A 21675-nucleotide genomic window follows, 5' to 3' on the forward strand; every position below is an offset into this window, starting at 1 on the left:
GGCTACTCGGGCGGGTGCGCTTCCACCGGCAGGCGTCGGTCGCGCGCGGTGAGCCAGCTCGCGGTGGCCCCGCACAGCACGATCATGCCGATGCCAATGAGCTCCAGATGGCCGGGCACATGGCCGAACACCACCCAGCCGCAGAACATGGCGAAGGCGATCTGGCCATAGAGGTAGGGCGTGAGGGTGGACGCCTGCGTGCGCTTGAACGCCAGGATGAGCAGGAAGTGGCCTACCGTGCCCATGAAGCCGATCAGGCACAGGATGGCGAAGGTGGCGGCGTCGGGGATGGTCTTCCACACCACCGGCAGCACGAGACTGGACACCAGCGCGCCGACCCAGCCGGTGTAGAAGTGCATCGTCATCGGATCTTCCGTTCGAGCCATCTTGCTGGTCAGGATCTGGAACCAGGCATAGGTCAACACCATCGTCAGCGGCAGCAGGCTGGCCCAGCCCACCACCTCGCCACCGGGTTGCACCACCAGCAGGGCACCCGCGAACCCGCCGACCACCAGCCCCCAGCGCAGCAGGGAGACGCGTTCGCGCAGGAAGAGGGCAGCCAGCAAGGTGACCATCAGCGGCGTGATCATGACGATGGCCGTGAACTCGCCCACCGGCATGTACTGCAGTGCCACGAACGACAGGGAGCTCACCGTCAGCAGCAGTGCACCGCGCAGCAGCTGGAAGCGGGGGTGTTCGGTCCGCACCAGGCCGCGGCCACGCAGCGGCAGCATGACGGCAGTGACGACCACCGCGTGGAAGACGTACCGGAACCACACGGCCATGAGCACCGGTACCACGGCACCGACGTATTTGACGGAGGTGTCCAGCACGGCAAAACACGCTGTGGCAAGGATCAGGCAGGCGATGCCCAGCGCGGCCTGTGCGTGCGGATGGCGGGCAGGCTCCGCCATCACTGATGGATGCGCGATTCGAGCAGTTCCCACACCGGCGTGAGGCTGCCAGGAAGGTCGGGCAGCTGACCCAGGTCGGTGTGGCTTTCCTCGGGGCTGTGGAAGTCGCTGCCGCGCGATGCGGCAAGGCCGAACTCCTGGCAGAAACCGGCATACTTGGCGTAGTCGGCTTGTCCGTGCGCACCGGTCATGACCTCCACCCCCTGGCCGCCGTGCGCCTTGAATTCGCTGAACAGGGCGAATTCCTCGTTGGTGGTGAGCTTGTAGCGGCCCGGGTGTGCGATGACCGCCACGCCCCCCGAGCGGGTGATCCACCCGACGGCGTTGGCCAGTGTGGCCCACCGGTGCGGCACGTAACCCGGCTTGCCTTCGGTGATGTACTTGCGGAACACCTCACTGGTGTCCTTGCACACACCGATCTCCACCAGGTAGCGCGCGAAGTGCGAGCGCGAGATCAGGTCGGGATTGCCCACGTACTTGAGGGCGCCTTCGTAGACGCCGTGGATGCCGACCCGCGCCAGGTCGTCGCTCATTTCGCGGGCGCGTTGCTCGCGCCCGCCCCGCGTGGCGCGCAGACCGTCCTGCAGCTCCGGGTGCCGGTGGTCCATGCCCAGGCCAACGATGTGCACAGTGATGCCGGCAAAGGTCACAGAGACTTCGACGCCGGTCAGGTAAGGCAGGCCGGCATCGCGAGCGGCGGCCATGGCGCGATCCTGTCCACCCAGCTCGTCATGGTCGGTGAGTGCCCAGAGCTCCACGCCGTTGCCCTTCGCACGGTGCGCGAGGGCCTCGGGGGTGAGCGTGCCATCCGAAACGACGGAATGGCAGTGCAGGTCGGCGTTGAGCAGGGGGTTCACGCGACCATTTTAGGGTTCGGTGCCAAGGCCCTGTGTGAGCAAGGGTTCAGCCCGTGTTCCGCAGGCCCGCGGCGATGCCGTTGATGGAGATGTGGATGCCCCGGCGCACCCGTTCGTCCCGATCGGCCTGCTGTTCGCCGGCGCGGTAGCGGCGCACCAGCTCGACCTGCAGGTGATGCAGCGGGTCGATGTAGGGGAAGCGGTGGCGCATGGAGCGCTGCAGCGCGGCGTTGTTCAGCAGACGTTGCTTCTCGCCGGTGATGAGCGCCAGTGCGTCTGCGGTGCGCTGCCATTCCGCCTCGATCGCGGCGAACACCTGCTTGCGCAGGCGGGTGTCTGGCATGAGCTCGGCATAGCGCGAAGCCAGCGCGAGGTCGCTCTTGGCCAGCACCATGTCCATGTTGGAGAGCAGGGTGCTGAAGAAGGGCCACTGTTTCACCATCTTCTGCAGCAACGCCTTCTGCGCGGCCACGCCCCTGGGGCCGTCGCGGTGCAGGAAGGTGTGCACGGCTGAGCCGAACCCGTACCAGCCGGGCAGGGTGAGGCGGCACTGGCCCCAGCTGAATCCCCAGGGAATGGCCCGCAGGTCTTCGATCTTCTGCGTCGCCTTTCGCGAGGCCGGGCGCGAGCCGATGTTGAGTTCGGCAATCTCGCGGATCGGCGTGGCGGCAAAGAAGTACTCGGCAAAGCGCGGGGTGTCGTACACCAGCGCACGGTAGGCGGCCATGCTCTGCCGCGAGATTTCGTCGGCGGCCGCCAGAAAGGCCGCCGGTGCGTTTCGCGTGGGCTGGAGCAGCGTGGCCTCCAGTGTGGCGGCGACCAGCGTCTCCAGGTTGCGCCGGCCGATTTCCGGATTGGCGTACTTGGAGCCGATCACCTCGCCCTGCTCGGTCAGGCGTATCTGCCCGCGCACAGTGCCCGGGGGCTGCGCCAGGATGGCCTGGTAGCTCGGGCCACCGCCCCGGCCCACGGTGCCCCCCCGGCCATGGAACATGCGCAGCTGGATCGGTTGGTCGGTGTTCTTGTTGAGCGAGTCGAACAGCTCGACCAGCGCAATCTCGGCGCGGTACAGCTCCCAGTTGCTGGTGAAGATGCCGCCGTCCTTGTTGCTGTCCGAGTAGCCGAGCATGATGTCCTGCTCGCTGTAGCCACTGGCCGCGCCGCGCTGGACCATCGCGCGCACCCCCGGCAGGGCGATGTACTCGCGCATGATAGGGGCGGCGTTGCGCAGGTCTTCGATGGTTTCGAACAGTGGCACCACAATGAGGTCGCACACCGCGTCGTCGGCGAGCGTGCCACGCATCAGGCCGGCCTCCTTCTGCAGCAGCAGCACCTCCAGCAGGTCGCTCACGGTTTCCGTGTGGCTGATGATCGCGTGGCGGATGGCCTGTTCACCGAAGCGCTCGCGACCGGTGCGCGCGCCGTCGAAGATCGCGAGTTCGCCGAGTGTGTGCGCCGAATAGGTGGCTCCCGGCACGCGCAGGGGGCGGGCATCGTTGAGCTGGCGCAGCAGCACGGTGCGTTTGCCAGCCTCATCCAGGCTGGAGTACGCCGGCTCGATGCGCGCGGTCGCGAGCAGCTCGGCAACCACCTCCTCGTGCTTGTCGGAACTCTGCCGCAGGTCAACGGTGGCCAGGTGGAAACCGAACACCTGCACCGCGCGCATGAGCGGATGCAGGCGCGCGCGGGCCAGCGCGGCGCCATGGTGGGATTTCAGGGACGCATCGATGGTGCGCAGGTCGTCCAGCAGTTCGCTGGCACTGTGGTAGGGGTCCTGCGGTGCAACGGCGTGTCGCGCGGCCTCGCCGCCGGTGAGTTGCCTGAGCGTGGCCGCCAGGCGTGCGTACATGCCGGTGAGTGCGCGGCGGTAGGGTTCGTCCTGGCGGTGGGCATTGGTGTCTGGCGAGCGTTCGGCCAACGCCTGCATGGCAGGACTCACGTTGTTGAGCATGGCCGAGACCGACAGCTCGGCACCCAGGTTGTGCAGCTGCGTGAGGTGGTGGCGCAGCACCATCTCGGCCTGGCTGTGCAGGGCGAGCTCCAGCGTTTGCGCGGTCACGTTCGGGTTGCCGTCGCGGTCCCCCCCGATCCACTGGCCCATGCGCAGAAATGGCTCGATGGCGGTGCTCTCTCCGCTGCTGCCAAGTCCATCTTCCAGCTCGCGGTACAGGCGCGGGATCTGCGTGAGGAACGTCGCCTCGTAGTAACTCAGCGCGTTCTCGATTTCGTCGGCCACCGTGAGCTTGGTGAAGCGCAGCAGGCGCGTCTGCCACAGCTGCGTGACGCGGGCGCGGATCTGCGCCTCGATGTCTTCGCGCTCGCGCGGCAGGCGCTGCGGTTCGTCGCGCTCACCGAGCAGGCGGGCGATGGCCCGTTCGGCGTCCAGGATGCTCTTGCGCTGCACCTCGGTGGGGTGGGCGGTGAGCACGGGCGAGATGTGGCTGTGCGCGAGTGTGCGGACCACCTCCGCCGGCGCGATGCCCGCCTTGCGCAGCTTCTGCAGCGTGTGCGCGAGGCTGCCTTCCTGCAGGTTGCCGGCGCGCTCGTGCACGGCGCGGCGGCGGATGTGGTGGCGGTCCTCGGCCAGATTGGCCAGGTGGCTGAAATAGGTGAAGGCGCGGATCACGCTCACCGCCTGATCACCGCTCAGACCCTTGAGCAGCTTCTTCAGGGCCTTGTCGGCCGACTGGTCGGCGTGGCGGCGGAACGCCACCGAGAGCTGGCGGATCTGCTCGATCAGGTCGAAGGCTGCCTGGCCTTCCTGCTCGCGGATCACGTCGCCAAGGATGCGTCCGAGCAGGCGGATGTCATCGATCAGCGGCTGGTCCTTGTCCGCCCGGCCGGCGCCCTTCATGGTGCTTCGGGCGGTGGCGGTTCTGGCGGGCTTTCGCGTCATGATGGTGTTGTGGTGGAAGTGGACAGGCGCTCAGACAAACAGGCCATGCTAGCATCCAGAAGCGCCTGTTCCGTTACCAGATGGGTACCAAATGTTGCCCGTGCCGCGCGTCCCGCCGGCCCACCTTCCTGACCCATGTCCCTATCCGCTTCCCCCCTGGCCATCACCATCGCCACCCGCGAAAGCCGGCTCGCCCTGTGGCAGGCGGAGCACGTCAGGAGCCTGCTCGAAGGCCGGGGTCATCGCGTCACATTGCTGGGCATGACGACGCTGGGCGACCAGATTCTGGACCGCAGCCTGTCCAAGGTGGGCGGCAAGGGGCTCTTCGTGAAAGAGCTCGAACTCGCGCTCGAGGACGGACGTGCCGATATCGCGGTGCATTCGCTCAAGGATGTGCCCATGGAGCTTCCGCCGGGATTTGCCCTGGCCTGCGTGATGGAGCGGGAAGATCCGCGCGATGCCTGGGTGTCGCCCCATTGCGCCGGCCTGGCCGATCTGCCGCCGGACGCGGTCGTGGGCACGTCCAGCCTGCGTCGCCTGGTGTTGCTGCGTGCTGGCCTGGACCAGCTGGGGCGACACGACGTGCGCATCGAGCCCTTGCGCGGCAACCTGGATACACGGCTGCGCAAGCTGGACGAAGGCCGGTACCACGCCATCGTGCTGGCGGCCGCAGGGCTCAAGCGCCTGGGGCTCGAAGCGCGCATTCGCCACATCTTCGAAGCGTCGGATTCGTTGCCCGCTGCCGGGCAGGGTGCGCTGGGCATCGAAGTGCGCGCCGATCGGTCCGACCTCTTGGCCGCTCTGGCGCCGCTGGCCCACCAGCCCACATGGCTGCGCGTGGCCGCCGAGCGCACGGTCTCGCGTGCCATGGGTGGCAGCTGTTCCATGCCCCTGGCTGCCTACGCCGACTGGGACCGCAGCGGCGCGCTGCGGCTCGACGCCGCCTGGGGCGACCCGGAAGGCCGTTCCTCCCTGGTGCGCGTGGGCGAACAGGCGACCGTGACCACCCTGGCCGATGCCGAGGTGCTGGGCGAACGTGTGGCCCGCTCGTTGCGTGATGCCGGCGCTGCGAGCCCGGCTGCGGAGGCCTGAACCCCTGGTGGACACCGCTGTTCCATCCCGAGACACCAGGCGCCGGCTGGAACGTCTCATCGTCACACGACCTGCGCCCGAGGCGCAGGCCTGGGTACAAGCCTTGCGGGCGGACGGCTGGCCGGCGCACGCCCTGCCACTGATCCGGATCGCGCCGCCAGAGTCCGAGGCGGATCGGGCGGGTTTGAACCACTGGCGCAGGCACTGGATGCAGGCCGACGCCATCCTTTTCGTGAGCGGGGCGGCCGTGGGCCATTTCTTTGACGGGCCGGTGGCGGCGCCTGCTTCGCCTCCGCGCACCCGCTTCTGGGCGCCGGGGCCAGGCACGGCCAGCCTGATCGGGCAGGCCATCCAGCCGCTGGGCCTGGACATGTCCAGCATCGATGCGCCGCCTGCCGACGCCACGCAGTTCGACTCCGAGCACCTGTGGCCGGTGGTGTCGTCCCAGCTGGCCCCGGGGCGGCTTGTGCTGATCGTGCGTGGCGGCCCCTCAGCGCAGGACGGCGCGACCACCACCCCTGGCGTAGCCGGTAGGGGGCGCGACTGGCTGATCCGGCAATGCCTCGACGCCGGGGCGCAGGTGCAGGGCTGTGTGGCTTACGAAAGGCTCGCACCAACGCTCACCACCGATGACCACCGACTGATCGACGCGTCCGCCCATCCTCAAAGCGCCTGGCTTTTCAGCAGCTCGGAGGCGCTCACACCCCTGCAGAAACTCCAGCCCGCACCCGTCTGGGCGGAGACCACCGCGCTGGTGACACATCCCCGCATTGGGGACGCCGCGGCGCATACCGGCTTCGGGCAGATCGTGCAAACCCGGCCCGCGCTGGCCGACGTGGTCCGCGCTCTAGAATCGGGCTGGAGCCGACCATGAGCGCAGACATCCCTGACCCCATTCCTGCCGCGACGCCGGCGCCCGCGGTTGCCGCGCCTCCCGTCGCCCCTGTGGCACCACGCCGACCCGGTGGTGTCCTGAACTGGCTGGCCCTGCTGATCGCCGCGCTGGCGCTCGTGATCACCGGCGTGCTCTGGCAGAAGCTCGGCTTCACGCAGCAGGAATTGGCACGCCGCAGCCAGGACACCGTGACGCAGGCCGTGGAGGCGCGCACGCTGGCGGCACAGGCCGAAGCACTCACACAGGAACTCCAGGCCCGGCTCGCGGTGGCCGAACTGCGGCTGTCCGAGGTGACGCTGCAGCGCAGCCAGCTCGAGGAGCTCATGCTCTCGCTGTCGCGCTCGCGCGACGACAACCTGGTGCAGGATCTCGAATCCGCGTTGCGCCTGGCGCAGCAGCAGGCACAACTCACGGGCACCACCCAGCCCCTGATCTCGGCTCTGCAGGCGGCAGACCAACGCATTTCCCGCGCTGCGCAGCCGCGTCTCAACCCGGTGCAACGGGCCATCGGACGCGATATCCAGCGCATCCAGGGTTCCGCGCTGACCGACATTCCCGCGCTTGTGCTGCAACTGGACGATCTGGCGCGCCAGGTCGACGAATGGCCCCTGCTCAACCAGGTCGGGCAACCACCTGCGCCGCCGCCGGGCAAGACCAAGGCCGGGCGCAAGCCGGCATCTCCTGCCACCCCCGAACCCGCCGCTGCGCCTGCCGCCGCGCGCGATGCCGCAGAAGTGAGCAGCGATGGGGCGCAAGGCTGGGGCCGCGTATCGGGTTGGTGGAGTGCGCTGTGGACGCGCATCTGGGACGATGTGACCCGCAACGGCCGCGAACTCGTGCGCGTGAGCCGCATCGACCGGCCCGAAGCCGTGCTGGTTGCGCCCGATCAGGCGCTCTTCATGCGCGAGAACATCAAGCTCAAGCTGCTGAATGCGCGCCTGGGGTTGCTGGCCCGCCACATGCAGGCCAGCCAGGCCGATCTGGCGGCCGTCGAGACCGCGCTCGCACGCTATTTCGACACCGCCTCCCCGCGTGTGACGGCGGCGCAAACCACCCTGGCCCGGCTGCGCAAGGATCTGGTGGACAGCGACCTGCCCCGGCCCGAGGAAACCCTGACGGCGCTGGCCGCCGCAGCGGGGGGGCGCTGATGGCGGCCCGTATCGGCGGCGCCATGCGCAGCGTGTTCTGGCTGCTCGGCCTGGCAGCCCTGGCCGTGGCGCTGGCCATGCTGGTCGGCCATAACGAAGCCACTCTCACGCTGTTCTGGCCGCCCTATCGATTCGACGTCTCCTTCAACTTCGTCGTCTTCTGTCTGATCGCCGGCTTTGTGCTGCTTTATGCCGCGCTGCGAGCCTTCGCGATGTTGCGCGATCTGCCCGCGCAGGCACAGCGGTGGCGCAGCCAGCAGGTGGAGCGCTCGGTGGTGGGCGCGGTCATGGACGCCTTGTCCCATCAGCTGGCGGGGCGCTTTGTACGTGCACAGTCGGCGGCGCAGCAGGCGGTGGACCAGCTCAAGGGCGTGCCCTCCGGCCATTGGCCGCGCCGCGACCAGCTCCAGTTGCTGGCGCATCTGTTGCTGGCCGAAAGCGCGCAGTCGCTGCAGAACCGCGAACGGCGCGACGACAACCTGCAGGCCGCGCTCGATCCCAAGCTTTCCAGAAGCTCACCCGAAGCCCACGAAGGTGCCCTGTTGCGCGCAGCGCGCTGGGCGATCGAGGACCGGGATGCCGATGCGGCGCGCGCGCGTCTGGCCGAGTTGCCGCAGGGTGCTGCCCGGCGCATCCAGGCCTTGCGTCTCAAGCTGCGCATCGCCCGCCTGGGTGGCGAGACCGCAGAGGCCCTCGAGACCGCGCGCGTGCTGGCCAAGCACCGTGCGTTCTCGCCCGAAGTCTCGCGGAGCATCGTGCGTGGCCTCGCGCTCGATGCGCTGCGCGAAGCGCACGACGTGGCTCAGCTGGAAACGGTCTGGCATGGCCTGGACGCCGACGAACGCGCCATGCCAGAGCTGGCGCTGGCGGCCGCGCGTCGGGCCAACCACCTCACGAGACGGGGCTCGGATGAACAGGATCGCCAGGCGGTGAGCGCCCGTGTGCGCGCCTGGCTCGAACCCCTGTGGCCCGACTTCGGTTCCCTTGACGGGACGCAGCAGTGCCAGTTGGTGCTGGCCATGGAGCCTGGACTGGAAGACCTCGACGCAGCGGGCTTGGCGCGCCTGGAGCAATTGCAACGCCAGTGGCCGCAGAACGGTTTTCTGCAATACCTCGCGGGGCAGGCCTGCCTGCGGCGCCAGCTCTGGGGCAAAGCTGCGCAGATGCTCAATCAGGCGAGCCACAGCCTGCACGACCCCGCCCTGCTGCGCCGCACATGGCGTGGGCTGGCGCAACTGGCGCAAGAGCGTGGTGATGAAACCGCAGCCCAGGCTGCCTGGAAGCAGGCAGCCCTGCTGGACTGAAACCGTTCCCCGGCGGCGGCAAAGCGCGGGGTGAAGCGACAAAGAAAAAGCCGATCGGGTTCCGACCGGCTTTTTCTTTGTCTGCTGCTGCCGCGCATGACGCGCGGCACCAGGATGCCCTTCAACTCAGGAGTTCTCGAACGGCAGCTTCATGTCGCGCAAGTCCTTGCGCGTTTCCACCAGCACCAGAGGGCCCTCGTCCAGCACCACCGGAGGCTTGGGCTCGCGAGGCACGTGGATCGGCTTGGGTTCGGCGGCGATCGCGGCCTGAACCTGGGCGACCTTCTCGGCGTTGGAGTTCACCCACTCCAGACCGCTGGCCTGGGCCACCTGGTTGAGGGCTTCGATGGACAGGGCATACGGCTGCACCCTGGGCAGCCCACGGCTCACTGGCTCCGCACCCACCTGAGGTGCCGGAGTGGCTGGCACAGCGCTCGGCGCGCGGGGCGCTGCTTCAACGGGAGCCGGTGTATCGACCACCGCAGCGGCCGCAGGTGCCTCTTCCACCACCGGTGCAGCCACCACCACGGCGGCGGGGGCGGCGTCTGCGGGGGAGTGTGCCGCGGGCATGGTGAAGTAGCTGCGCACGGGGGCTTCGTAGGCCGAGGCATCGGCCGTCTCGCGCACGGCTTCCGTGCCGGTATCGGTCGTCGCCACGGCGTCGGTGCTGTTCTCTTCGCCTTCCACGGCGGCGCCTTCACGGGGGCCCCGCTCCCGGCGGTCGCGGCCATAGCGGTCGCGGCTGCGGCGCTCGCGGTTGCCGCGGGGAGCTTCCGTATCGCCTTCGCGCGGTGCCTCCGTGGCAGAGGTGCCTTCTGCGATCACGGCGGGCTCGGCGTCGATGGTCTCGGGGCGAACGCCCTCGGCGCCTTCAGCGCCTGGCTGTCGGCGGCGGTTCTCTCCGCGCGGGCGGCGATCACGATCACGGCGCGTCTGCTGGCTTTCGGTCGCCTCCGGCGTGTCGGTGGGCGCAACGTCCAGCGGCAGTGCGTTGACAGTGCCTTCTGCCGTCGCCGGGGCTTCACGGCGGCCGTTCTCGCGGCGGTTGCCACCCTGGCGGCCCTCACCACGACCCTCGCGCTGTTCACCACGACCTTCGCGGTTCTCGTTGCGGCGGCCTTCGGCGCGTTGCTCATTGCGGCCTTCCACGCGACCGCCTTCGGCGCGCGCCTCGACCGGGCGGCCTTCACCGCCACGGCTGCCGTTGCGTGCACCTTCGCGGCCGTCGCGCGAGCCACGTCCTTCCGAACCGCCACGGCCACCACGGCTTCGGCCATCGCGGCCACCTTCGCGGCGCCCGCCTTCCGAGCGTTCGTCACGGCCACCGGCCTTGGCGGCCGGTGCGGCCACGGCCGGTGTGGCGGCCGGCTTGGCCACCGGTGCGGGTTCTGCACCGAACAGGCTCTTGAGCCAGCCGAAGAAACCCTTCTCGGCCGGCGCCGGTGCGGCGGGGACTGCCTTGGCCACCGGGGCGGGCGCGGCCACGGGGGCCGGCGCGTCAGCGCGGGGTGCGGCCACCGGTGCGGGACCATCGGGCAGCACACCCTTGATCACGGGTTCCTGCTTGTTGGTGCGTTCCTGGCTGCGGCGCGTGAAGCTGGCCACATCGTCGACTTCCTCGGCCAGCTTGTAGCTGGAGTCCAGGTTGTCCAGGCGCGGATCGTCGTGCTTGAGGCGTTCGAGCTTGTAGTTGGGCGTGTCGAGTGACTTGTTGGGCACCAGCATGACGCTGATGCGCTGCTTGAGCTCGATCTTGGTGATTTCGGTGCGCTTCTCGTTCAGCAGGAAGCTGGCCACCTCGACCGGCACCTGCACCAGCACGGCGGCCGTGCTTTCCTTGAGGGACTCCTCCTGGATCACACGCAGGATCTGCAGCGCGGAGCTTTCCGTGTCGCGGATGTGCCCCGAGCCGCCGCAGCGCGGGCATGGGATGGAGGCGCCTTCGCTCAACATGGGCTTGAGGCGCTGGCGGCTCATTTCCAGCAGGCCGAACTTGCTGATGGAGCCGAACTGCACGCGCGCACGGTCCTGCCGCAACGCGTCGCGCAGGCGGTTTTCCACTTCGCGGCGGTTCTTCGACTCTTCCATGTCGATGAAGTCGATCACGATCAGACCGCCGAGATCGCGCAGGCGGGCCTGGCGGGCCACTTCGTCGGCGGCTTCCAGGTTGGTGCGGGTGGCGGTTTCCTCGATGTCGCCTCCCTTGATGGCACGGGCCGAGTTCACGTCCACGGCCACCAGCGCTTCGGTCTGGTCGATCACGATGGCGCCACCGCTGGGCAACTGCACGATGCGGCTGTAGGCGGTCTCGATCTGGTGTTCGATCTGGAAGCGCGAGAACAGCGGTGCGTCATCGCGGTAGCGCTTCACGCGGTGCTCGTGCTCGGGCATCACGTGCGCCATGAACTGATGCGCCTGCTCGAAGATGTCGTCGGTATCGATCAGGATCTCGCCGATGTCGCTGTTGAAGTAGTCGCGGATCGCGCGGATCACCAGGCTCGATTCCTGGTAGATCAGGAAGGCACCCTTGCCACCCTTGGCCGCGCCGTCGATGGCGTTCCACAGTTTGAGCAGGTAGTTCAGGTCCCACTGCAGCTCGGCGGCATCGCGACCGATGCCGGCCGTGCGCGCGATGATGCTCATCCCGTTGGGGTATTCAAGCTGGTCGAGCGCCTGCTTGAGTTCCTGGCGGTCTTCGCCTTCGATGCGCCGGCTCACGCCACCGCCGCGCGGGTTGTTGGGCATCAGCACGACATAGCGGCCGGCGAGGCTCACGAAGGTGGTGAGGGCCGCGCCCTTGTTGCCGCGTTCTTCCTTCTCGACCTGGACCAGCAGTTCCTGGCCCTCTTTGATCACGTCGTTGATGCGTGCCTGGTTGACCGGCACACCCGCAGCGAAATACTGGCGCGAGATTTCCTTGAAGGGCAGGAAGCCGTGGCGCTCCTCGCCGTAGTCGACGAAACAGGCTTCAAGCGACGGCTCCACGCGGGTAACGACCGCCTTGTAGATGTTGCCCTTGCGCTGTTCGCGCCCTTCGATTTCGATTTCATAGTCGAGCAGTTTCTGCCCGTCCACGATCGCCAGGCGGCGCTCTTCGGCCTGCGTGGCATTGATCAGCATGCGTTTCATGATGCGTTCCTTCGTTCAGACACAAGGACGCATGGACCAGTGGCCCATGCGCCAACCTGCCGTGAACCAGCGGAAGCGCGAACGGGGGGAGGAATTGCCGGAGAGCCGATGACCCGCGGATCGGGAGGCGTTCAACACGAGCGGGCACCGGGGTGCCGCGTCGAACCGCCAGGTCAGGGCGTAGGCGCGTGGATGTGGGTGAACAGGGCAGGCTCGATGGCTGTCATTGACATGGATCTGGCCGTTGTCTCTCTGGCTTCACTTCGTCCTCACCCAGCCACGTGTTGCGGGCTGGGCGATTGGGGTATTCCGTATTCGGGTTCGCGATGCTTCTGCGGATTCGCCCGCCGCTTCGACCGATCCGTCGCCTCGCCTGGATTCGCATGGGAATGCTGCTGGCGGTGGCGTTGGACCCGGGTGCTGCGGGTGGCAACCCACCCGCGGCGGACGCCTTGCCTTGCAAGCTGCGGTCCCTGCCTTGGGCGACTGCCTTAAACTCAAGACAAATCAATCACTTACGGCACACGACGGGTGTGACGCATTATAGTCAGCTCCCCGCCATTCGTGGTGGCCTTATTCACATTCATGCCCAGCAGCCCGCATCCCGGGGAAATCAGACACATCACGGTTGACGAAGAGTCGGCGGGGCAGCGGTTGGACAATTTCCTCTTCCGCACGCTCAAAGGTGTGCCCAAATCCCACATTTACCGCATCATTCGTTCCGGCGAAGTGCGCCGGAACAAGGGGCGTGTGTCCGCCGATGACCGCCTGAACATTGGCGACGTGTTGCGCATTCCGCCGATTCGCCTGTCGGAGCGCGCGGAGGAAAAAGCCGCCAATCCGGCGCCTGCGCGCGAATTTCCCATCGTCTTCGAAGACGAGTCGTTTCTGGCCATTGACAAGCCGGCCGGTGTGGCGGTGCACGGCGGCAGTGGCGTGAGTTTCGGCGTCATCGAACAAATGCGGCAGGCGCGGCCGCAAGCCCGATTGCTGGAATTGGTGCACCGCCTTGACCGTGAAACCAGTGGGGTCTTGCTGATTGCCAAGAAGAAAAGCGCGCTCAAGGCCTTGCAGGACCAATTCCGCGAGCGCGAAACCGGCAAGACCTATCTCGCATTGGTCAAGGGTACCTGGCCGGAGCGGCTCAAGGTGCTGGATCAGCCGCTGCACAAATACCTGCTGGCCGACGGGGAGCGCCGTGTCCGGGTGACGACCCCCGACGACCCCGATGGCATGCGCTCGATCACCCTGGTCAAGGTGTCGCAGCGGCTCGCCTCTCCCGTCGGTTTGGAGGCGGCTGCGCCCGATGGCTTCAGCCTGCTCGAGGTGACCATCAAGACCGGGCGTACCCATCAAATCCGGGTGCATCTGGCCAGCGCGGGTCACCCGATTGCCGGAGATGACAAATACGGTGATTTCGAACTCAATCGCCAATTGGCGAAACAAGGCCTGAAACGGATGTTCCTCCACGCATGGCGTTTGAGATTGACACATCCTGTCACCAATTCGACCCTCGAACTCAAGTCGGAATTGCCCAGGGAACTCCGGGATTGGGTGGCGTGTGAATAGAATGGCCGTCTGCGTCGTTGGCAGCTGTTGGACCTCGCATCACAACCCGACAGAATGATCAAACTCTTAAAAGGACGATTTAAATGGCAAGTTATTCCGAACTCATGGCGCAAGCCCAGAATCTGATGGCTCAGGCCGAACAGGCCCGCAAGGACGAACTGGCGTCCGTCATCGCCGACATCAAGGCAAAGATGAAACAGTTCGGCATCACTGCCGCTGATCTGGGTGGTACGTCGGGTGGCAAGAAGACTGGCAAATCCAAATCCGGTGCGCCCGCCAAATACCGTGGTCCCAATGGCGAGTTGTGGGCAGGTGGCCCGGGCCGCAAGCCCGAGTGGGTTCGTGCGGTGCTGGCTTCCGGCAAGAGCCTCGACAGCTACCTGATCTGATCTCTTCCGCAGCCAGACAAAAGGCCCGCTTTCCGCGGGCCTTTTGTCTTGGCGGCTCCGCTCGGAGCCGGCTGCCTTCCAGCGGTCAGTCCTTCTGCCAGATCACACGCTTGCCTGACGATTCCCAGGTGTCGTAGTAGCGCGCATAGAGGTCTTCGATGCGGTTGCGCTTGACCTTGAAGGTCGGGGTGATGATGTCGTTGTCGACCGTCCAGGCGGTGGTGACGACCACGATGCATTGCAGTTGCTCGTGCGGATCCAGCGTCGCGTTGATGGCTTTGAGGTGGCTGGCGAGCGAGGCTTCGAGCTCGGTGCGTGCCGCAGCGTCGTTGACCACACGGGCTGCCGTGTCGGCATTGAGCATCACGATGCCCAGGGGCTGGCCGAGGTTGGCACCGGTCACCACGCAGGCTTCCACGGCCTCGTGCATCACCAGCTTGTCCTCGATCGGCGCGGGCGCCACGTATTTGCCCTTGCCGGTCTTGAACAGGTCCTTGACCCGGCCGGTGATGCGCAGCAGTCCCTGCTTGTCGATGGTGCCCTTGTCGCCGGTCTTGAGCCAGCCGTCCTCGGTGAAGGACTCACGGCTTTTCTCGGGCTCCTTGTAATAGCCCTGCATCAGCGCCTGGCTGCGCATCTGCACCTCGCCCGTGTCGGGGTCGATGCGGTGCTGCACGCCGTCGTACGTCGGGCCGACCGTGCCTTGCTGGTTCTTTCCAGGTTCGGTGATGTGCGAGAGCGCGAGGTTTTCGGTCATGCCGTAGCCCTCGTTGATGTTCAATCCAAGCTGGCTGTACCACTGCAGCAGCGCCATCGGCATGGGCGCGGCACCGCCGGCGGCGAACTTGCACTGGTCCAGCCCCAGCGCTTTCATCACCTTGCGGCGCACGATGCCGCCGAGGATGGGAATGCCTAGCAGGCGGTTGAGCTTGGCCGGTGGCATCTTCGCGTGGACGCCTTGCTGGAACTTGACCCACAGGCGCGGCACCGAGAAGAACACCGTGGGACGAGCGCGCTGCAGGTCGGCGGCGAAGGTGTCGAGCGATTCCGCGAAGAAGATGTGCATGCCGGTGCGCAACCAGCCATGTTCCACCAGCATGCGTTCCACCACGTGGGCCAGCGGCAGGTAGGACAGCATGCGGTCATCGCCGGAGAGTGGAATGCGCTTGAGACCGGCGTCGATCGCCCAGGCGAAATTGCCGAAACTGTGCATCACACCCTTGGGCAGGCCGGTGGTGCCGGAGGTGTAGATCAGGGTGGCGATCTCGTCGGCACGCCGCGTGGGCTCACCTTGCAAGGGCGGCGTGCGGCCACAGATGGCCTCCCAGCCTTCGTAGGACTTGATGGCGTCCAGCGGCGAGAGCGCGTAGCTGATGCAGGGCATGTCGGCGGGCACGCCGGGCTTCATGCCTTCCCAGCCATCGAGCTTGCCGATGAAACACGCCTTGGCCTCGCTGTGCGTGAGGATCTGGCGAACCGTTTCTGGCGCGAGGGTGGGGTACAGCGGGACCGAGACATGGCCGGCCATCCAGATCGCCAGGTCGCTCATCATCCACCAGGCGCAGTTCTTGGAGAGGATGGCGACCTTGGAGCCGGGTTCCCAGCCTTGCGATTGCAGGTGGGCGGCCATGCGGCGGACCTGGTCGGCGACTTCGGCCCAGGTGAAGTCCTGCACCGCCCCGGCCCCCATGGGCTGGGTGAGTGCCACGCGCTTCGGGTCGGTCTTTTCCCAGTGGTACAGGCGTTGCAGGGCCAGCAGCTCAGGCGCGACTTGGGTCATGAATCATGTCTCCGGTGTGGTATGTGCGAAGGGCGAATCTATCAAGCCGTCCGCATGCTGTTTAGAGGGTTTCACCTGTTCGGAGCCGCTGCGCGGCCTGGGGCTCAATCGGTGAAGTTCACCGTGAGGCTGGGCAAGGGGGACGTGAAGCGCGCCGACCAGCGTTGGCCTGGCTGCACCGACCAGGCGTCGGTCCAGGTCCCTGTGGTGATCACGTCGCCAGATTGCAACGCGGGGGCCCCAGGGCAACTGCGCAGCGTCTCGGAAAAGTGCCTGAGCGCACGCAGGGGGCTGTCGAGCACGTTGCTGCCCTTTCCCAGCTCGACCGGATCCTCATTCTTGAGCAGCGTGACTCCAGCGTTGGACAGCAGCGCGTCCAGCGCATCGGCGCTGGACGCGAGTTGGCGCACCGGTATCCGCTGGCCCACCAGCAGGTGAGCGTGCAACGCGCCATCGGCCACGGTATCGGCCGGCAGGAACTTCCAGTCGGGCAGGTGGGATTGAACGATCTCGAAGCCAGGGGCCACCCACTCGATGGCATCGAACAACTGGTCCAGCGTGGCATCCGCCGCAAGCGCGGACTTCAGGCCGAACACCGTTTCGGGTTCCAGGCGGGGCTGGCAGGCCTTGCCCAGCGACACGCGGCCTTCGCTGTCGCAGAACGTGAGAGTGGTGTTCCACACCGTGCCCCAGATGGGCGCGAACACGTTGTAGCGTGCCCAGATGGTGCGGTTCGTGAAGCCCACCTTGAAGCCGCGCGGCTGTTCGCCGCGGGCGATGCGCAACTGGCGCACGGCCAGCGCCAGTGCATAGGCCTTGTCGAGATCGAAGCCGGCTTGCGCGGTGAGAGGAGTGGACCAGAGGCGGCCCTGGTCCAGGTGATCGAGCAGGGACTGCGGGTTCATCCACCCATCATAGTCAGGCACGCGTCTCGGTCCGACCGAACAGCCGGTGCACCTGCGCGCGGATCCACTGGTGGGCCGGGTCCTGCGCGGTGCTGGCGTGCCACACCATGCGCACCTCGTAGCTGGGCGCGGCCGCGCGCGGAAGTTCCCACACGCGAAGGTCGTGGCGCTGGCCGAGGTTGGCCGCGTACATCTGCGGCACGATGGTGAGCAGGTCGGTGTTGAGCGCCAGCTCGGGCAACGCGCCGAAGTGTCGGGCGCGCAGCACGATGCGCTCGGAGAGTTTCATGCGCACCAGCATCTTTTCGACGCTGCCATGAAAGGTGGCCGTGGGCGAAGCCACGACCAGCGAGGCTTCGGCCAGCTGGCGCGCGCTCAGCGTGCGGCCCGCCGGTCCCGACGCCGGCCGCCAGCTTGAGGAGGTGAGTGCCACATAGTGTTCGCGGAACAGCAGGTCGGCGCGCACGCCGCGGTGGCGCGGTTGCAGGATGCCGATGGCGAAATCGATGTCGCGCGATTCGAGCGCGGCCGGCACATCGTCTGCGGCCACCGAGACGTTGGTCACGTGTGCCTGTGGGGCCTGTTTGCGCAACGCGGCCGCCAGCGGTGGCAGAAACATCATTTCGCCCAGGTCCGACAGCGACAGCCGCCAGCGCATTTCGCTGCTTGCGGGATCGAAGTCGTCGCGTACGCTGACCAGGGCCTCGAGTGTCTGGAGTTGCGCCTGCACTCCCGGTGCCAGGCGTTCGCACAGACGGGTGGGTTGAAGGCCGCTGGGCGAGCGCACGAAGAGGTCGTCCTTGAAGTGGTCGCGCAGTCGCGCCAGCGCATTGCTGGTGGCGGGCTGCGACAGCGCGAGGGCCTTGCCCGCTGCCGTCACGGAGCCGGTGCGGTGGATGGCGCTGAGCACGCGCAACAGGTTGAGATCGAGCTGGCGGAAGTTCATGGCGGGCCTCTCAGGGTTCCTACTGATTATCCATACCGTGAATACACCACATCTGATCAATCCATTTGTCAGATGAAGGAGAGCCGCCTACATTGCCGGGCATAACGACAGGAGACCCACGATTGGAACGTTCATTCCATAGCGAGATCGAGGCCCTCAAGCTGGGCAACGGCGAGACCTTCCATGGCGAAGGCATCCTCGCCGTCACCAAGGCATTGCTGCAGTCCGGCGTCACCTACGTCGGTGGCTATCAGGGCTCGCCGATCTCCCATCTTCTCGACGTGATGGTGCAGGCCAAGCCGTACATGGACGAACTGGGCGTGCACGTCGAGGCCTGCACCAACGAGAGTTCGGCGGCCGCGATGCTGGCCGCTTCCATCATGTACCCGGTGCGCGGGGCGGTGACCTGGAAGTCCGTGGTGGGCACCAACGTCGCGTCGGATGCGTTGTCGAACCTGGCCTCGCCGGGCGTGATGGGCGGCGCGCTGATCGTCGTGGGTGAGGACTACGGCGAAGGCGCCAGCGTCATCCAGGAACGCACGCACGCCTTCGCGATGAAGTCGGCGCTCTGGTTGATGGACCCGCGTCCCAACCTGCCCACCATCGTCCGCATGGTGGAGAAGGCCTTCGAACTCTCCGAGGCCTCGAACACGCCGGTGATGATGGAACTGCGCATCCGCGCGTGCCATGTGCAGGGCAGTTTCGTGGCCAGCGACAACATCGCTCCCGCCATCTCCAGCCGGCAGATGCAGCAGGAAGCCGCGTCGTTCAGCTACGACCGACTGTCGCACCCGCCATCGACCTTCAAGCACGAGAAGCACAAGTACGACGTGCGCATGCCCGCCGCGCGCAAGTTCATCGAAGAGGCCGGCCTGAACGAACGCTTCGATGGCCGGCATGGCGAGGTCGGTCTCATCGTGCAGGGAGGCCTCTACAACACCACACTGCGGGCACTGCAGCAGGCGGGCCTGGCCACCGGGACGGGTGAGAGTGACATTCCGATGCTGGTGCTCAATGTGGTGTACCCGCTGGTGCCCGGGCAGATCGCGGCCTTCTGCGCGGGCAAGCGCGCGGTGCTGGTGATCGAGGAAGGGCAGCCCGAGTTCATCGAGCAGGACATCGCCACGCAGCTGCGCCGGGCCGACCTTCAGACCCGCCTGCACGGCAAGGACCTGCTGCCCATGGGCGGTGAATACACCGCCGAAATCCTGCTCAAGGGCATCACCGCCTTCGTGGGCGAGCACCTTCCCTCGCTCGACACGTCGGCCGCCAGCCGTTTCACCACCGAGCTCGCCGAAGTGCGCGAGCGCGCGCTGGCCGAGCTGGGCGGTGGCGTGCCGGCACGGCCACCCAACTTCTGCACGGGCTGCCCGGAGCGCCCCGTGTTCGCCGCACTCAAACTGGTCGAGCGCGAGGTGGGGCGCCTGCACATCTCCACCGACATCGGCTGCCATTCCTTCGCCACCTTCGAGCCGTTCTCATTCGGCAACTCCATCCTCGGCTACGGCATGAGCATGGCGTCCAGCGCCGCGGTGAAGAACTTCTCGTCGAAGCGGCCGATCGCGATCATGGGCGACGGTGGTTTCTGGCACAACGGCCTGCTCTCCGGCGTGAGCTCGACTTTGCTCAACCAGGGCGACGGCGTGCTGGTGATCATGAAGAACGGCTACACCTCGGCCACGGGCACGCAGGAAACCATGTCCACGCCGGCCTCCGAGGCCAAGCGCGTGGCCGAAGGGTCGAGCGCCACCGCCGACGAGATGACGATCGAGAACACCCTGCAGGGTATGGGTGTGAAATGGGTGAAGACGGTCCACAACTACCGCGTCTCCCAGGTGCGCGACCTGCTGAAGGAAGCAGTCAGCTCGCCGTTCAAGGGGCTCAAGGTGGTGATTGCCGAAGGCGAGTGCCAGCTCGAGCGCCAGCGTCGCCTCAAACCCATCCGGGCGCGGCGCCTCAAGGAAGGTTTGCGCAGCGTGCGCACGCGCTATGGCGTGGACGAAGACACCTGCACCGGTGATCACTCCTGCATCCGTCTCTCCGGTTGCCCGACCCTCACGGTGAAGAGCACCACCGATCCCTTGCGCCGCGAACCGGTGGCCCACGTCACCAACGGCTGCGTGGGCTGCGGCTTGTGCGGCGAAGTGGCCGATGCGGCCGTGCTGTGCCCGTCCTTTCACAAGATCGAAATCGTGACGCACCCCAACTGGTGGGACCGCGTGACCGACCGTTTCAACCGCTTCTTCATCGGCCTGCTGCAGCCGGCCTGAGCCATGACGACACAAGACAACTCCTACGGCATCCTGATCGCGGCACTCGGCGGCGAAGGTGGCGGTGTGCTGGCCGACTGGCTGGTGCAGTGCGCGCGGCGCCATGCCTTGCCGGTGCAGGCCACGTCGGTGCCGGGTGTGGCGCAGCGCACGGGCGCGACCAGCTATTACATCGAGATGCTGCGCGAACCATCGGATGGCGCGGGCACACCGGTGTTCGGTCTGACACCGGTGGCGGGCCGCGTGGACGTGGTGGTGGCCAGCGAACTGCTGGAGGCCGCGCGCATGGTCGAACGAGGTTTCGTCACCGGACGGACCACCTTGCTGGCGTCCACCCACCGTGTCTACACCACGGTCGAAAAGATGCACATGGCCGATGGCCGCTTCGATGCGCAACGCCTGGCCGACGCGGCCCGTGCGCTGGCGGGCAAGACCGTGCTGTTCGACATGGAAGCTCTCACGACCAGGACCGGGACCGTGGTCTCGGCCGTGATGTTCGGTGCGCTCGCGGGTGCCGGCGTGCTGCCCTGGCCGCGCGGGGTGTGTGAAGACGTGATCCGCGAGTCCGGCAAGGGCGTGCAGGCGAGCCTGGCAGGTTTTGCTGCCGCCTTCGACCAGGCGTGCGCACCATTCGGCGGCGAGGCGGAGGTCTCGAAAGACGCGCTGCAGGTGCTGGCCGATGCCGGGTTGCCCCATGCCCTGCACGGTGCCTGGGTGATGCGCCTGCAGGCCTGGCCCGCTGCTGTGCAGCTGTTGGCCGCGCATGGCGCGTTGCGCTGCCGCGACTACCAGAACGATCGATACGCCCACGTCTTTTTCGATCACGTGCAAAGCCTGGTGTCGGCCACCGGGCCCGGCCGCACCGACGCGCTGGAAGAAAGCGTTCGCCATCTCGCGTTGTGGATGTGCTTCGAGGACGTGATCCGTGTGGCCGATCTCAAGACGCGACGCAGCCGTTATGCCCGTGTCGCCGACGAGGCGCAGGCGAAGCCGGGCGACATCGTGCGCGTCACGGAGCACTTCAAGCCCGGCATCGATGAGGTGGCGGCCGTGCTGCCACGCGCCCTGGGCGAATGGCTGGTGGTGCTGGCGACAAAGCGGGGCTGGATGGGCAAGGCCCATGTGAGCCTGCACATCCGGTCCACCAGTCTCTGGGGTTACCTCATGCTGCGCAGTCTGGCCTGGTTGCGCCCATTGCGTCCGCGTTCGCTGCGCCATGCGCAGGAGCATGAAACAATGGGCATCTGGCTGGCCGCGATGCGGCAGATGCTGCCGCTGTCGCCCGCGTTCGCACTCGTGCTCGCGGGCCTGCCGCAAGTGCTCAAAGGCTATGGCGACACGCAGGTACGAGGCCGCGAGAACTACGCGCGGCTGTGGGCCACGCACGTGGCGCCGGTGCTGGGCGGTGCCGCCGAGGCAGATACCGCCACCGTGCGTTTCCGTGAAGCCCTCAAGACCACGCTCGCAGACCCCGAAGGAAAACTCAACCAGGCGCATCGCTCCAGCTCGCCCAAAGCGCAGCCCATCTTCTGGGCCTCGAAACCGCCACATCGGGAAACCACGCTCACCCCCCACGCATGA

General features: G+C 67.0%; 15 protein-coding genes. 8 read left to right on the forward strand and 7 right to left on the reverse strand.

Features of this window, described 5'->3' with window-relative positions:
• Window positions 1–2: 2 nt before the first annotated feature.
• The 3 genes from J2X09_RS06740 to ppc are packed head-to-tail and all read right to left on the reverse strand — an operon-like array spanning window position 3 to window position 4667.
• The gene (locus J2X09_RS06740; RefSeq protein WP_204732502.1) at window positions 3–914 is read right to left on the reverse strand and encodes a DMT family transporter; all 912 of its coding nucleotides are present in this window, start codon (window positions 912–914) and stop codon (window positions 3–5) included.
• Window positions 914–1771 (reverse strand): 3',5'-nucleoside bisphosphate phosphatase, encoded by an 858-nt coding sequence (locus J2X09_RS06745; protein WP_204732501.1) that lies wholly within the window; start codon window positions 1769–1771, stop codon window positions 914–916. The genes J2X09_RS06740 and J2X09_RS06745 overlap by 1 nt, the downstream gene beginning before the upstream one ends.
• A 46-nt stretch (window positions 1772–1817) precedes the next feature.
• Window positions 1818–4667 carry a phosphoenolpyruvate carboxylase gene (ppc, locus tag J2X09_RS06750; RefSeq protein ID WP_204732500.1) on the reverse strand — a complete coding sequence of 950 codons (2850 nt, stop codon included), beginning with the start codon at window positions 4665–4667 and terminating at the stop codon, window positions 1818–1820.
• 135 nt (window positions 4668–4802) lie between these two features.
• Between ppc and hemC the strand changes: the two genes are divergently transcribed.
• Genes hemC through J2X09_RS06770 form a run of 4 tightly spaced genes read left to right on the forward strand, consistent with a single transcriptional unit; the run spans window position 4803 to window position 9106 of the window.
• Entirely contained in the window at window positions 4803–5759 is a 957-nt protein-coding gene (hemC, locus tag J2X09_RS06755; RefSeq protein ID WP_204732499.1) for a hydroxymethylbilane synthase, read from the forward strand.
• Between the two features lie 7 nt (window positions 5760–5766).
• Window positions 5767–6633, forward strand: coding sequence for a uroporphyrinogen-III synthase (locus J2X09_RS06760; RefSeq protein ID WP_204732498.1), 867 nt, complete (start codon window positions 5767–5769; stop codon window positions 6631–6633).
• Window positions 6630–7802, forward strand: coding sequence for a uroporphyrinogen-III C-methyltransferase (locus J2X09_RS06765; RefSeq protein ID WP_204732497.1), 1173 nt, complete (start codon window positions 6630–6632; stop codon window positions 7800–7802). The genes J2X09_RS06760 and J2X09_RS06765 overlap by 4 nt, the downstream gene beginning before the upstream one ends.
• 23 nt (window positions 7803–7825) lie before the next feature.
• Window positions 7826–9106 (forward strand): heme biosynthesis HemY N-terminal domain-containing protein, encoded by a 1281-nt coding sequence (locus J2X09_RS06770; protein WP_204732542.1) that lies wholly within the window; start codon window positions 7826–7828, stop codon window positions 9104–9106.
• A gap of 126 nt (window positions 9107–9232) precedes the next feature.
• Here J2X09_RS06770 and J2X09_RS06775 read toward each other — a convergent pair whose 3' ends face one another.
• Window positions 9233–12235 carry an Rne/Rng family ribonuclease gene (locus J2X09_RS06775; protein WP_204732496.1) on the reverse strand — a complete coding sequence of 1001 codons (3003 nt, stop codon included), beginning with the start codon at window positions 12233–12235 and terminating at the stop codon, window positions 9233–9235.
• A 585-nt stretch (window positions 12236–12820) separates the two neighbouring features.
• Here J2X09_RS06775 and J2X09_RS06780 point away from each other — a divergent pair.
• Window positions 12821–13804, forward strand: coding sequence for an RluA family pseudouridine synthase (locus tag J2X09_RS06780; protein ID WP_204732495.1), 984 nt, complete (start codon window positions 12821–12823; stop codon window positions 13802–13804).
• A gap of 83 nt (window positions 13805–13887) precedes the next feature.
• Window positions 13888–14193, forward strand: coding sequence for an H-NS histone family protein (locus tag J2X09_RS06785; protein WP_204732494.1), 306 nt, complete (start codon window positions 13888–13890; stop codon window positions 14191–14193).
• 85 nt (window positions 14194–14278) lie between these two features.
• Here the strand turns inward: J2X09_RS06785 and J2X09_RS06790 are convergent, their stop codons facing one another.
• The 3 genes from J2X09_RS06790 to J2X09_RS06800 all read right to left on the reverse strand — a co-directional run bounded on the left by J2X09_RS06790 (window position 14279) and on the right by J2X09_RS06800 (window position 17824).
• Window positions 14279–15973: an AMP-binding protein gene (locus J2X09_RS06790; RefSeq protein WP_204732493.1), complete on the reverse strand. Its 1695-nt coding sequence runs from the start codon at window positions 15971–15973 to the stop codon at window positions 14279–14281.
• A 104-nt stretch (window positions 15974–16077) separates the two neighbouring features.
• A complete protein-coding gene (locus J2X09_RS06795) occupies window positions 16078–16878 on the reverse strand; it encodes a 2-keto-4-pentenoate hydratase (RefSeq protein WP_204732492.1) in 801 nt (266 codons plus the stop codon).
• A gap of 13 nt (window positions 16879–16891) precedes the next feature.
• Window positions 16892–17824 (reverse strand): LysR family transcriptional regulator, encoded by a 933-nt coding sequence (locus J2X09_RS06800; protein WP_204732491.1) that lies wholly within the window; start codon window positions 17822–17824, stop codon window positions 16892–16894.
• Window positions 17825–17946: 122 nt separating this feature from the next.
• Here J2X09_RS06800 and J2X09_RS06805 point away from each other — a divergent pair, with 122 nt between their 5' ends.
• On the forward strand, window positions 17947–20094 hold the full coding sequence (locus J2X09_RS06805) for a thiamine pyrophosphate-dependent enzyme (RefSeq protein WP_204732490.1): 2148 nt from the start codon (window positions 17947–17949) through the stop codon (window positions 20092–20094).
• Between the two features lie 3 nt (window positions 20095–20097).
• Window positions 20098–21675 (forward strand): indolepyruvate oxidoreductase subunit beta family protein, encoded by a 1578-nt coding sequence (locus J2X09_RS06810; RefSeq protein ID WP_204732489.1) that lies wholly within the window; start codon window positions 20098–20100, stop codon window positions 21673–21675.

The organism is Hydrogenophaga laconesensis, from assembly GCF_031457235.1.
GTDB lineage: Bacteria > Pseudomonadota > Gammaproteobacteria > Burkholderiales > Burkholderiaceae_C > Hydrogenophaga > Hydrogenophaga laconesensis.

Coding starts and splice junctions, on each gene's coding strand:
- J2X09_RS06740 (WP_204732502.1), bottom strand. CDS start 914: ATGGCGGAGCCTGCCCGCCATCCGCACGCACAGGCCGCGCTGGGCATC.
- J2X09_RS06795 (WP_204732492.1), bottom strand. CDS start 16,878: ATGAACCCGCAGTCCCTGCTCGATCACCTGGACCAGGGCCGCCTCTGG.
- J2X09_RS06790 (WP_204732493.1), bottom strand. CDS start 15,973: ATGACCCAAGTCGCGCCTGAGCTGCTGGCCCTGCAACGCCTGTACCAC.
- J2X09_RS06785 (WP_204732494.1), top strand. CDS start 13,888: ATGGCAAGTTATTCCGAACTCATGGCGCAAGCCCAGAATCTGATGGCT.
- J2X09_RS06770 (WP_204732542.1), top strand. CDS start 7,826: ATGCGCAGCGTGTTCTGGCTGCTCGGCCTGGCAGCCCTGGCCGTGGCG.
- J2X09_RS06800 (WP_204732491.1), bottom strand. CDS start 17,824: ATGAACTTCCGCCAGCTCGATCTCAACCTGTTGCGCGTGCTCAGCGCC.
- J2X09_RS06780 (WP_204732495.1), top strand. CDS start 12,821: ATGCCCAGCAGCCCGCATCCCGGGGAAATCAGACACATCACGGTTGAC.
- J2X09_RS06765 (WP_204732497.1), top strand. CDS start 6,630: ATGAGCGCAGACATCCCTGACCCCATTCCTGCCGCGACGCCGGCGCCC.
- J2X09_RS06775 (WP_204732496.1), bottom strand. CDS start 12,235: ATGAAACGCATGCTGATCAATGCCACGCAGGCCGAAGAGCGCCGCCTG.
- ppc (WP_204732500.1), bottom strand. CDS start 4,667: ATGACGCGAAAGCCCGCCAGAACCGCCACCGCCCGAAGCACCATGAAG.
- hemC (WP_204732499.1), top strand. CDS start 4,803: ATGTCCCTATCCGCTTCCCCCCTGGCCATCACCATCGCCACCCGCGAA.
- J2X09_RS06810 (WP_204732489.1), top strand. CDS start 20,098: ATGACGACACAAGACAACTCCTACGGCATCCTGATCGCGGCACTCGGC.